Source organism: Rummeliibacillus sp. JY-2-4R, assembly GCF_053847205.1.
Window position 1 is genome coordinate 4,006,549 of sequence record NZ_CM132623.1, and the last position, 12,946, is coordinate 4,019,494.

The 12,946-nt window shown below is 34.6% G+C and carries 12 protein-coding genes and 1 pseudogene; 3 read left to right on the top strand and 10 right to left on the bottom strand.

The window, feature by feature from the left end:
- Positions 1-146 precede the first annotated feature (146 nt).
- Both ACWV26_RS19745 and ACWV26_RS19750 read left to right on the top strand, forming a co-directional pair.
- Positions 147-983 carry an alpha/beta fold hydrolase gene (locus ACWV26_RS19745; RefSeq protein WP_455896357.1) on the top strand — a complete coding sequence of 279 codons (837 nt, stop codon included), beginning with the start codon at positions 147-149 and terminating at the stop codon, positions 981-983.
- Positions 984-985: 2 nt separating this feature from the next.
- Positions 986-2,245 (top strand): SpoIIE family protein phosphatase, encoded by a 1,260-nt coding sequence (locus tag ACWV26_RS19750; RefSeq protein ID WP_455896358.1) that lies wholly within the window; start codon positions 986-988, stop codon positions 2,243-2,245.
- Positions 2,246-2,358: 113 nt separating this feature from the next.
- Here the strand turns inward: ACWV26_RS19750 and ACWV26_RS19755 are convergent, their stop codons facing one another.
- Positions 2,359-2,958: a hypothetical protein gene (locus ACWV26_RS19755; RefSeq protein WP_455896359.1), complete on the bottom strand. Its 600-nt coding sequence runs from the start codon at positions 2,956-2,958 to the stop codon at positions 2,359-2,361.
- Between the two features lie 14 nt (positions 2,959-2,972).
- Positions 2,973-4,145: an Alp7A family actin-like protein gene (locus ACWV26_RS19760; RefSeq protein WP_455896360.1), complete on the bottom strand. Its 1,173-nt coding sequence runs from the start codon at positions 4,143-4,145 to the stop codon at positions 2,973-2,975.
- Between the two features lie 444 nt (positions 4,146-4,589).
- Between ACWV26_RS19760 and ACWV26_RS19765 the strand changes: the two are divergent.
- Positions 4,590-4,897 (top strand): annotated as a pseudogene (locus ACWV26_RS19765) (anion permease); the annotation flags it as partial.
- A 144-nt stretch (positions 4,898-5,041) separates the two neighbouring features.
- On the opposite strand, the gene rlmH reads toward ACWV26_RS19765, so the two are convergent.
- The 8 genes from rlmH to yycF all read right to left on the bottom strand — a co-directional run bounded on the left by rlmH (position 5,042) and on the right by yycF (position 12,840).
- A complete protein-coding gene (gene rlmH, locus ACWV26_RS19770; protein ID WP_455896361.1) occupies positions 5,042-5,521 on the bottom strand; it encodes a 23S rRNA (pseudouridine(1915)-N(3))-methyltransferase RlmH in 480 nt (159 codons plus the stop codon).
- A 90-nt stretch (positions 5,522-5,611) separates the two neighbouring features.
- Positions 5,612-5,776: a CxxH/CxxC protein gene (locus ACWV26_RS19775; protein ID WP_455896362.1), complete on the bottom strand. Its 165-nt coding sequence runs from the start codon at positions 5,774-5,776 to the stop codon at positions 5,612-5,614.
- Between the two features lie 162 nt (positions 5,777-5,938).
- Complete coding sequence (locus ACWV26_RS19780; protein WP_455896363.1) at positions 5,939-7,183, bottom strand: S1C family serine protease; 1,245 nt, start codon at positions 7,181-7,183, stop codon at positions 5,939-5,941.
- 174 nt (positions 7,184-7,357) lie between these two features.
- The gene (locus ACWV26_RS19785; protein WP_455896364.1) at positions 7,358-8,146 is read right to left on the bottom strand and encodes an MBL fold metallo-hydrolase; all 789 of its coding nucleotides are present in this window, start codon (positions 8,144-8,146) and stop codon (positions 7,358-7,360) included.
- 12 nt (positions 8,147-8,158) lie between these two features.
- Positions 8,159-8,986, bottom strand: coding sequence for a two-component system regulatory protein YycI (locus tag ACWV26_RS19790; protein WP_455896365.1), 828 nt, complete (start codon positions 8,984-8,986; stop codon positions 8,159-8,161).
- The gene (locus tag ACWV26_RS19795) at positions 8,973-10,310 is read right to left on the bottom strand and encodes a YycH family regulatory protein (RefSeq protein ID WP_455896366.1); all 1,338 of its coding nucleotides are present in this window, start codon (positions 10,308-10,310) and stop codon (positions 8,973-8,975) included. The genes ACWV26_RS19790 and ACWV26_RS19795 overlap by 14 nt, the downstream gene beginning before the upstream one ends.
- Positions 10,301-12,124 carry a cell wall metabolism sensor histidine kinase WalK gene (gene walK / locus ACWV26_RS19800; protein WP_455896367.1) on the bottom strand — a complete coding sequence of 608 codons (1,824 nt, stop codon included), beginning with the start codon at positions 12,122-12,124 and terminating at the stop codon, positions 10,301-10,303. Before walK ends, ACWV26_RS19795 begins: the two co-directional genes overlap by 10 nt.
- Before the next feature lie 5 nt (positions 12,125-12,129).
- Entirely contained in the window at positions 12,130-12,840 is a 711-nt protein-coding gene (gene yycF, locus ACWV26_RS19805; RefSeq protein ID WP_455896368.1) for a response regulator YycF, read from the bottom strand.
- Positions 12,841-12,946 lie beyond the last annotated feature (106 nt).

The following is a 12,946-nucleotide window of genomic DNA, read 5'->3' on the forward strand; positions in this document are numbered from 1 at the left end:
TTTAAAAATCATATGTCCTAATTTATTTTATATTCAAAGTTACTTAATAGGTATTTGATATCATAGTTAACCTTACGTTATCTTTATAAAAAGGAAGTATGTTATGATTACTACTATTCAGAATCATATAAGAAAGGATCCTTAGTATGGAACAAAATATCTTGCTTCGTAATAATGTCAAAGTAATTGGCAAAGGTACTACATCTATCGTTTTAGCACCAGGGTTTGGTTGCGATCAAAGCGTATGGAGTTCAGTTTCACAGGCTTTCGAAAATGATTATCAGGTAGTCTTATTTGACTATGTAGGTTCAGGGAATTCTGATATAGAGTCCTACAATCCAAAAAGATACAGTACACTTTCAGGTTATGCACAAGATATATTAGATATTTGTGCTACTTTAGATTTAAAAAATTCTATCTTCGTCGGCCATTCGGTTGCAAGCATGATTGGTATGCTCGCAAGTTTAAGCCATCCTGAATACTTCTCACATCTTATTATGATTGGCCCCTCACCTTGTTATCTCAACAAACCACCTCATTATTTTGGCGGATTTGAAGAGGATGATCTACTAGGGTTAATAGATATGATGGAGAAAAACTACATAGGTTGGGCGAATGTATTTGCATCGACCGTAACAAATAATCCAAATCGCCCGGAAGTTAGGCAAGAACTAGAGAACCGCTTTTGCTCAACGGACCCTGTTATTGCCCGTAATTTTGCAAAGGCAACTTTTTTTGCAGATAACCGGAATGATCTCGAAAAAGTAACACACCCAACGCTTATTTTGCAATGCTCTGAAGATATTATTGCTCCTGCAACAGTAGCACAATATACACATGAGCATATTCCAAATAGTGTATATAAAAGATTAGAGGCAATTGGACATTGTCCGCATATGAGTCACCCTGAAGAATTAGTAAGCGTCATCCATCAGTACTTAAAGAAATATTCGGTTAAAATCCCGAAAGAGGAGATTTTATAAAAATGGATGAGCAATTAAACCATGCACCATGTGGATTTCTGACCATGTCAGAAGACGGAATTATTAACTTAATGAATCAAACCTTATTAGAATTACTTGGCTATACTAGTTTAAATGGACAACACATCAATTCAATTCTTACCACGCCATCTCGCCTTTTTGTTCAGTTTTATCTTTTTCCACTTATAAAATTAGAAAACCATATTGAAGAACTGTATATCTCACTAAAGGCATGTAATGGAGAAGAAATTCCTGTACTTATTAATGCTTCTAAAAAAAATGTTGAAGAATACACTATTATTGAGTGCATTCTTATCCCAATGAGGCAAAGAAGCAAGTATGAGAATGAACTGCTGATTGCAAAAAGAGAGGCTGAATCCGCTTTAATAGCAAAGCGAGATGCTATTGAAGAATTAGAGGAAGCTCTTAAAACGCTTGAATCTCAAAAAGAAGAATTAGTTAAACTGAACAAGCAGAACCTACAATTCAAAATAGATACAAAAAGAGAGTTAGAACTTGCTAGAAAAATCCAACAGACATCTCTTACAAAGCCTATTCATAATGAACATATTGAAATGGAGACATTTTATAAAGCGTCAAAAGAATTATCAGGAGATATTTATGGTATTTATCAACTTGATTCAAACCGATATGGAATTATAATACTGGATGTAATGGGACACGGAATTTCTTCAGCGTTAATCACCATGTCTCTTCACGCTCTTTTCCATAGACTAATTATGGAGGAGGGACTTACAATTGATAAGGTTATGAAAGAGTTGGATAATCATTTGCATGAATTGTTTCATAATAATGAAGATGCAAGACATTATTGCACTGCTATTTTTCTTTTGATTGATACAGATAAACAAAAAATTGATTACATTAATGCTGGTCATCCATCTGCTTTATGGCAAGATGATACTGGAGCCCAATTTGAATTACATTCAACTACTCCACCTCTTGGACTCTTTGAAGGTGTTAAGTTTAAAACCCAAACACTTTCATATACAAACAGAGGTAGGCTACTGCTATATACGGATGGTATAGATCCGCTAGGATCAGACTATTTGTGTACACTACTTATGGAGAGTGCAAACTTACCTGTAATTGGATTTAAAGAAAAAATTATACAGTCGCTTGAAAAGTGCGAATATGGGAATTCAAAAAGTGATGACCAATGCTTTATTATAGTGGATCTAAAGTATAATTTTTTACCAGAATCATCACAATATTTAGAGAAAAATTGCGCTCCCTCATAAAAGTGAGGAAGCGCAATTGGTTATTAATTAATTATATATATATCGCAAATTATATATTAGACATCTACCTAAGAAATTGGTTTACATAATAATCTTTATTGATATATTTACGATTACATATTCATTCTATTAAGAAAATCCCCTAACAGACTATCTAGATCTTCCTCTTTTTCATCATGCTCTGCTTCCGCTATAAAAGGTTCACTTTTCATTGCGCCTTTCCAATCAAACTTATTAAGATCATCATCTAGATTATTTAATTCTTGTATTGCAGATTCTTCTTCAACAGAGTCCATATACTCATCATTTTCCAAATTTATTACCGGGCTTTCCATTGCCCTTTCTTCTTGTAAATACAATGCTTCATTTATATCTAAAGAATTGCTATTTAGTGAAGCAAACAGGGAAGAGGCCCGTATTGGATCAGTTAGTAATTGAAAAATAATACTTCCTAACATTGCTTCAGAGTGTTCGTGCTTTAGCCAATCCCTCTGTGATTTACTTAATTTATAAGGTAGCGGAATTGTAACTGTCTCTCGTTCCATTGATAAATTCTTTCCAACACCTTGCATTACAAATTCAGCAATTTTACTTGAGAAATTCCTTTTTTCTGATTCCTTTAATTTCTGTAAATGCTTTAATAAATAATCCGGTGTATCAGAAGGAATACGAAACGAAATGGCTTGTCCTCGCTTAATCTCATTTGACTTCATACAACCACCCTACATTATTTCTTCACTAATTCTTGAGGCGATTTTTGTTTTTCCTTTTTTCTAACGAATTCAGAAATAAGCTTATAATAAGCGTTAGCCATCATCCAAATACTCTCTTTTTCGTCTTCAAAGAATTCAATATTATAACCATCCAAATTATTATTTAAAGTTTTAATATACTCTTTTAATACGATCGACCCGCCACCAACAAAATAACAAATTTCTGTTTGGGAGTTTTTCTGCCAAACATTACGTAATAATCGATATTGTTTTTTAGCTAATTCAAGCAAGATCCGATCTGTAATATCATGGACACTTGTTCGGCTACCCTTTACCATAATATGATTCCGGTCATTTTTCCTTGTAATGATTTCAACTACATCACGACGGCTGTCTAATTCAACGTCATGCTTCGTTCTGATTGCCTCTCGAATCGCCTCTAATGATTCAGATACACCCAGGTTAAATCCTTGTGCCTTATCATCATCAACATTTCGATTCTTAATAACGGCAATATCAGTCGATAATCCCCCGATATCTTGAATAATAATTCTTTTATCAATTAAATCCTTATTAACGATTTTCAGACTATTATCCATTACAAGATTTATAAAAGCAGCAAACCCTTCCGGATAGATTTTCACTTCATCAAATTTAATATTTACTTTTAAGCCTTGATATTTTGGTGTAACTAGAAATTCTACTTGATGGACAGATCCCACTAATTTAGAGCGGTATCCAGCATCTCTACCTTCCTTTACTTCGCGAAGAGGAAGACCAGTACCAAGTGTATAACTTGCATCAATCACATTATTTGCTTTTGGGAATGTGTGTGAACTACCCTCATTTACTGCATCTAATGCCAATGTTGTAAAAAGCATTACCAATGTCTGATCTTCCTCTGATTTAGAACTTCCTGGGTCTAATTCCGTTGCATTGTTACTCTTCGTCGCTAAATTCCCTACTCGATAGATAGCGTTATTCTCTTTCAATGCAGGTGAATGAACCCTGATGTGAATTCCTTGAAGAGGTTCTTTTGCATTTAATTCTTCTATTCCAATCACCGGTCGATCCTCTGTATCCCTTGCCATAATATTAGGAATATTAACTTCATAATCTAGTTCCCCAAAGAATGCCTTAATTGAGTCATTTCCCACATCTACAGCAGCAATTCTTGATTTAGTCATATAATCATTCCTTTTCAATTATTTTAAAAGAAGAAGGAGTAATGCAGTTCCCACTATTTATAGATTATATAATATTTATAGAAAATTCAATCTATTTAACAGAAATGTAAAATAGTAATGTTTGTTTATATATTTGTAAACTTTAATAACAAATGCGTATACAAGCCGTACTTTAAGGATGTATACATGTTTGTTTACATGTAAACGAATTCGTGGACGTTTTGTATACTTATTGTAAACAAGTATACAATTTTGTATACAAGTAAACTGTTTTTGTAAACTTATATATTTAAGTAAATTGTAGTTGTATGTAGATAAATTCTTGACCCATGAATGCTGGCAGATTTTTTAATATACTCGATAAGGAAATCCTTCTAATCATGAACTGAAGAAGCTAAAAAGAAACTTGATACAATGGGAAGCTTTAAAAAGAGAAGAATTGGAATTGCTTTAAACGTACTTTTAGTTATTTACTTCTATTCTCCTATTTTTTCGCCAGTAATACAGCCCATGTAAGTGCAATGTATGGTGCATTTCTTTCCGTCCTTGTAACTGTTGGTGCACCACCTATGGTTTCAACATTGGCTCTTGCATTTTTTAGTAATCTATTTGGATGTTTAACGAATTACGGTAGCGGACCTACTCCAGTTATCTTTGGGACAGGCTATGTTACACAAGAAAAATGGTGGACAATTGGCTTTATTATTTCTCTTGTTTGCCTCGTTATTTGGTTTGGTATTGGCGGTTTATGATTTGAAGTTATGGGACTTTGGTAAGGGACAATTGTTTTATGCATTTTGCGTACTGTATATCATAATAGTAGAAAGCATAAAAGACGCCCTTCGTGGACGCCTTTTCCTTTAGTTAAATATCAAAACATTATACTTATCTCACATTTACTTATGATACGGTTCACCTTTCATAATCCGAAAACTACGATAAATTTGCTCCACCAACACAAGCTTCATCAGTTGATGGGGTAGAGTCATTTTACCAAATGATAATTGATCATCTGCACGACTTATTACATCATCATGTAAGCCAAGTGAACCGCCAATAACGAAGGTAATTTTACTGTGGCCATATGTTTGGAGATTCTCGATGTCTTTTGAGAGTTCTTCGGAGCTTCGCATTTTGCCGTTAATTGCTAATGCTACGACATATTGGTCAGATGAAATTTTAGCGAGGATTCTTTCTCCTTCCTTTTTCTTTACCAATTCCATTTCTGCTTCACTTAGTTGTTCCGGTGCTTTTTCATCTGGAACTTCAATCAGTTCGATTTTTGTGTAACCGCTAAGCCGTTTGACATACTCTTCAATCCCCATTTTTAAATACTTTTCTTTTAATTTCCCAACGCTTATAATTGTAATACTCACAGGTTATCCACCTTTACATTCAGTTTACAAACACTTTATCCACAGAAGTTATACACATATCCACAGGCTTTTTCAATATATTGTATACGCTCATTCGTTCGCCACAATATATGTCGCCTGCTCTTCACAGTAGTTACACTTTGTGGATAACTTTTCTTCCTCTTTTACTTTTTCCATGATTGGTACCTTTTTTTCTATCGCAACAAACATATCTAATGCGTGTCCTATATGGGTTTCACAGCTATAAACTTTCAAATTTTCCAATCCTTTCGAACTTTCAGATTTCCACAGAGTTATGCACAATTCATCAATTGTTATCCACAACCTATTGTAACAAAAGAAAAGCGAGTGGGAAAGGTAGGGATTTCTCTTCCACACTCGCTTTTTTTACTCTTTACTGCTTTTTAGTTATCCACATCATTTATTTTTTGAACTATCTGCTAAAGTTAATGTTTTTTCAATTATTTCCCCACCGCGATATGCTTTAATCTTCACTTGGTCACCTACATGCTTTTTATTGTAAAGGATTTTGCGTAGGTCAATCGAGCTATCAATTTTTTCGCCATCCATTTCGACAATTACATCATATTTCTTCAATCCTGCTTTTGATGCTGGTGAGTTACCAACGACTTCACTGATTACAATACCTGATGTTACTTCTGCAGGTAATTTTAGAGTTTGTCTTTGGTGGTATGCTGGTACGTCTGTCAAATCAATTAACGCCACTCCCATTGATGGTCTTTCCACTTTACCAGTAGCTTGTAATTCATCGATAACAGGTATTGCTGTGTTGATTGGGATAGAGAACCCTAATCCTTCAACAGTGGATTCAGAAATCTTCATAGAGTTGATCCCAATTACTTGCCCTGCAAGGTTTATAAGAGCACCACCACTGTTACCAGGGTTAATAGCTGCATCTGTTTGTAAAACTTCTGCTTGCCAATCTTCTATACCATCACCATTTAAATCTACTGGCACTGTTCGGTCTTTACCGGAGATGACACCTGTTGTAACAGATCCATAAAAGTCCATCCCTAATGGATTACCAATAGCAATTACTGTTTCACCTTGTTTTAGTTTATCTGAATCACCAAAGGTAGCAACTGTTTTTACATGCTTATTTGAAATTGAAACAACAGCTAAATCTGTCCATATATCTGTTCCCACTAATTTTGCAGCCTCTTTAGATCCATCAGAGAAGGTCACTTCTAGTGATTTTGCTCCTTCAACTACGTGGTTGTTTGTCACTATATATGCTTTATTTCCTTCTTCTTTATAGATTACACCTGAACCGCTTCCAACTTCTTCATTAGCATTACTATCGCTTTTATTACTTCCATCTCTAAATGGAATGTTTCCCCATAAATCCATAGATGATTGTTGAATATTAGTTATTCCAACAACTGCATCCTTTGTTTTATCTACTGCATCTGTTACATTTGTAGAGATTTCAGTGGAAAGTTGCGGTGTGGCTGTTTTATTTACAGTAGTTGTAGCACCTGTTGTGCTAGTACTGCCCGGTAAATAACCAACCATTGATGGTAGTAAGAGCCAAACTAGTAGTGCACCAACAATTACACCAATAATTCCGCTAAAGAAGTACCCAGCTTTACTGCCACCATTTCTACGACTTCTAGTTTCGTCATTATCGTAATAGCCCATTGATTTCATCCTTCCTACGATTATTCTTTTGTTTTGGTACTTTTACTTTAAACTGAAAAGATTAAAATCAGATGAAAATAAATTTAAAATCAGTTCAAAATTTATAACATATCTTAACTTCCCCATTTTGCACACAAAAAAACCCCCAAATTTTTTTGGGGGAAATTGTCACTTTTATACTGTTACTAGCTCAGTTGGCTCAGAAGCATCTGTATCAAATAAGTTTAAGAATTCACCAGGCATAATGCCACATGATTGTAAGGTTTGTGAAACGCTCATTCTTGCTAAATCCTTCATGTTATTATCTTTGCTTAAATGGGAAAGATAAATACGTGTTGGTTTTTGTTCAACTACTTCACTCATCGCAACTGCAGCATCTTCATTACTAACATGTCCAAGGTCGCTTAAGATTCTCCGCTTGACTGACCAAGGATAGCGTCCCATTTGTAGCATGCCTACATCATGATTACTTTCAAAAACGAATGAATCAGCACCTTTAATAATGCCCTTCATACGATCACTTACATAACCTGTATCTGTGATAACAACAAGCTTTCGATTATTTTCATGGAAGCAATAAAACATTGGATCAGCTGCATCGTGTGAAACAGCAAATGATTCAATATCTAAAGAGCCAAATGTTTTGACTGTCTCCATATCGAATTGAAACCTTTGTTCTATAGGGATATTGCCAACTAGTCCATCCATAGCTTGCCATGTCTTTTCATTTGCAAAAACAGGGATGTTATATTTTCTTGCAAGTACACCCACACCTTTAATATGGTCTGAATGCTCGTGTGTTACTAATATACCACTTAATTTTTTTATATCACGGCCAACTTCTTCAAAAAGCTGCTCCATCTTTTTACCAGTCAATCCTGCATCAACGATAAAAGAATGCTCTCCACTCTCTACATAGATGGAGTTGCCCGTACTGCCACTGGCTAATACACTGAACTGCACTGTAAAGACCCCTTACTGTTTTTGTAATTCCTTTTCTTTTGCATTTTGTTCGATATCTACAATTGTACCATCTACAGCATTAACAAAATAATCTGTCTCATGGTGTTCGCCATTTTGGTCAAGGGAAACATGGATATACCATGTAGGCGATAACACTTGGATTTCAGTTAATGGGACAAGTGTTGAGTAGCCCAATTGTGTTTTTGTAATGGTCGAATTCGGCAATAAATAGCCTTTATCAAGGATTTGCTTGATTGCTTGTTTTGTTGAATATAGTGGGCTCTTTTCTCCAAAACTTTTTAGTGAATCAAACATTTTTTGCTCATAACCAGTAATCTCCAAATGATCATTCCAATAAATTTTAATCTCAGCATTTTGATTATAGTAAATCATACTATTTTCTGTGCTTTGGAAGAAAATTGCTTCATTATTTTTCCGATCAATTTTCCACAACATATAGGAACTACCTTTATATATATTCTTTGTCACAAAGTCTGTCAAACTCTCATCAGTAATTTCCGCCAATGGAGTAGGATTAAGTATCTTTGCTTCAAGTTTTGTACCATCCTCATTTAATTGAATTCGCTGATTTGTTAGACCTAATAGTTCATCCTGTGTAAATTTCTTAATCTTCCCCGAAATATAGGATACATTTAAGCCTTCTATTTGTTCACTTTTAACAGTTATATTCTCATCCTTTAATCGAGTAAGGGTATCTGTTTCACCAATTAGCTCAACATTTTTCCCTTCATTGTACTTGTTCACATACATCCAATATAAAAAAACATTCAAAATCGAGAAAACTATAATGAATATCGTTTTTGTTTTATTCCAATCCAACTTGGACACCTCCTACATTAGCAGGTGATAGAACTGTCCATTTACCATTTACCAAATAGAACCATGTTGGTTTTAGTACAAAAACATTTGGACGATTACTTTCTGTTAAATAGTATCCAGGTCGAACCTCTTTAACCATATTGATATCTACCTTTTTAGATTCCGTCAACTTATCTACTACACTCTGTCCATCCATAATTGTAACAGCATTATTCTCTGGTACCGATACTAATTTATAGTAAGGTCTTATATAACGTGCAATACTATTGTCCCCCCATACTGTCACAATCTGTGTAGAAGTGACATGTGAATCCGTAAATACGGGGTAGTCTTGCATATATAGTTGATATAATACCCTATTATTATTGTAATCCAGAGAATCAAAGCGAAAATCGCCAGTCCAACCACCGTGTTCGTTGATAAAATCAAAAGTATTTAATACTAACTTGGATTCTTCTAATGTTTCAAGATTATCAGAAGCTGTCGTATTGACAAAGTCTAATACTCTTTCATTATTATTTACAGTCAACATGGATGTACCATCTGTATAGACTTCTTCCATATTTGCATCATCTACACTGCTTTTAACAATCTTTGGATTATCAAATAGGGCATTTTTAAAACGATCAATTGATGAAGTAGAAATAAGATAAGTATACTGCATCATTTTTAGTTGTTCTGCAGGTAAATAAAGCGTACTTCCCTTATCACGTGTGAACGCCAAGTATCTCTCTAACTTATTAGATTGATCGATAACTTGTTTATTAAAAATTGCTTCACTTTTTACATGTATCTTTGCTTTATACAGTTGTCTTTTTGATGTATTCGCGAAGAATACAGTTAGCTCTTCATTTGAAGACAATTGAGACCAGTCCACAATCATTTCGTTAAAAGATATGTTAGATGGTTTTTTTTCAATTGTTGGTAATAGACTCTGGAAAATAGGATATGGAACATCATCAGGAAAGAATAATGTAAAGGAATTATCTCCTTCTATTAATTCGTTCATTCTTGAATTATTTGCATTATTACTTACGTGTACAAGACTGGTTACTTGCCAATCTTTCATTTGACTGATGATAGGTTTCATTTCCTCAGAGCGATCTGTTCCACGCCACACACCATTTTCATGAAATACCATTCTATAAGGTACTATGATATCGGTAAGCTGTAGTTTTTTCTCAATTGAAATATTAATGTTTGCCTTTTCAAGTGGGTCATAATTTGGTTTATAGGTCCAAATGGAAAAAGTCAAACTAATACTAAGTAATACTAGAACAAAGAGGACAAATGATTTGATCTGCTCGAGATATTTCAATCCCATTCACCTGCCTCATCATCTTCATAAGGTAATGTAAAGAAGATTGTTGTACCAATCCCTTCTTCACTTTCAGCCCAAATTTTACCGTTATGGGCTAATATCATTTCCCGAGAAATGGCTAGACCTAAGCCCGTGCCGCCCATTGAACGTGCTCTTGCTCTATCAACACGATAGAAGCGATCAAAAATCCGCTCTACATTTTCCTTCGGTATACCCATACCATCATCTGAAATCATTACAGTGACTACACCATCATTTGCAGTCATACCAAAGCGTATATTTCCACCATCTGGGGAATATTTTAGAGCATTAGAAATAATGTTATCAATTACTTGTGTGATTTTATCCGTGTCAATTTCAACATAGCATGGTGCTGAAGGCAGTAGTCGCTTAAACTCAACGTTTTTGGACTTAGACATTTCAAATCGGTCGATAATTCGATTAAAGAATTTATTGAAGTCCACATAGTCAGCGTTAATTTCATATTCTCTGCTATCCATACGAGAAAGCTGTAGTAAATCATTAACTAGACGAATCATACGCTCCGTTTCTGTTTGTGTAACATTTAAAAATTGGGGAGCAATATCTTTGTTTTGCCATGCACCATCAGCTAATGCCTCTAAATAACTACGCATTGTTGTTAGAGGCGTTCGTAATTCATGTGATACATTTGATACAAATTCGCGTCGTTCCATCTCAATCTTTTCTTGTTCCGTAATATCATGTAATACAGTAATTACACCATTTACAAATCCTGTTTCCTTCTGAATAACAGAAAAGTTTGCTCGCCAAATATACGGGCGATCAGGTGAACTAAAGTCCAAATTAATGGAATCCTTCATATGAATTAAATCTTCAAATGTATGTTCTTCTTCTAGTCCTAGAACAGAAACTAATGGTCTACCCATTAACTCATCTTGTTCACCATTTAATAACTTTTGGGCTGGCTTATTAATTAAGATAATTTTGCCTTTACGATCTGTTGCAATCACACCATCTGTCATATTGGTTAAGACAGAAGCTAACTTTCTTCTTTCACCTTCCGTAGTAGACGTTGCTTCTTGGAGTCTGTTTGTAAGATGATTGAAGGAAATAGCTAGTTGTCCAATTTCATCATTACCGTACACTTTAACCTTTCGAGAAAAATTTCCTTTTGCCATCGCTTGTGCTTGTCTACGCATATCTGAGATTGGCTTCGTAATTGTACGTGCTATGAAAATCCCTAAGATAATTGTAATAGCTAAAGCTAGTGCAGTACCACCCGCTAGAATTTGATTAATCTCGTTCATTTGTTCAAATATACGTTCAATATTTGATTTTACATAAACAGTACCGATGACTTTGCCATTAGACATAATTGGAGTAGCTACTACCCATATGCGCTTTCTGGTCTTATCATCAAGTGCAATTTTTTGGTATCTTGTTTGTGTACTTATCGATTGTCTTACAAGTTGGTCCATTGACCGTTGACCAATAATAGATTGATTGCTTATATCTGAAGTCGCTAGAATACGATAGCGTGGGTCTATTACTCTAATCTCTTTAATATCTTCTGAAGACAATCCATTTAACACACTTTTTAAACTTTGTTCTACTGTTAAATCATTATCTGTTCTTTCTTTTAGTAGCTCTTCTTTAACACTAAAGTTAACAAGCTTCAACCGATCCGTGATAGATGTTTCAAAGTTTTGTTTTAATGTTTGTTCTAATTCTTTTGCAAAATATAACCCTATTATTTGCATAGCAATTATTATGAGCAACACATAAATCAGTACAATCTTGACTTGTACTGATTTTAAAAAACGAACCCTTAGCATGTTCTTTACTCCTGTTCAGGATTTCTTAAATAGTATCCTACACCACGGCGAGTGACAATCCAGGTTGGATGACTTGGGTTATCCTCTATTTTCTCTCTTAATCGGCGTATTGTTACATCGACTGTCCGGACATCCCCAAAATAATCATAACCCCAGACTGTTTGAAGTAAATGTTCACGTGTCATCACTTGTCCAATATGTTTTGCTAAATAGTGAAGTAATTCAAATTCGCGATGCGTTAATTCAATCGCCTCATCACGTTTTAATACAAGATACGCATCAGGTTGAATTATTAAAGTGCCAATCACAATGTCGTTGTTTTCTTCTACAACTTCCTCAGGAGTTGCAACCGTTTGATGTCTACGCATATTTGCCTTTACACGTGCAATTAATTCCCTTGTAGAAAAAGGCTTTGTCACATAATCGTCTGCACCAAGCTCAAGTCCTAGTACTTTATCAATTTCCGAATCCTTAGCTGTTAACATGATAATAGGTAAGTCATACTTTTTACGAACTTCACGGCAAACTTCCATTCCATCACGTTTAGGTAACATAATATCTAAAAGCATTAAATCTGGCTTAATTTCTTCCACCTTTTCTAATGCTTCATCACCATCATAAGCACAAACTACTTTATATCCTTCTTTTACTAAATTAAACTGTAATATATCTGCAATTGGTTTTTCGTCATCTACTACTAATATTGTTTTATCCACAGTTTTATTTCCCCCTTCTTACACTGTTATTAGGTTATTCATTACTGTTAGACTATATTTCTCAAATATAACTCTACCATGCTTTAATGCCTGGCGCATCCTTCGC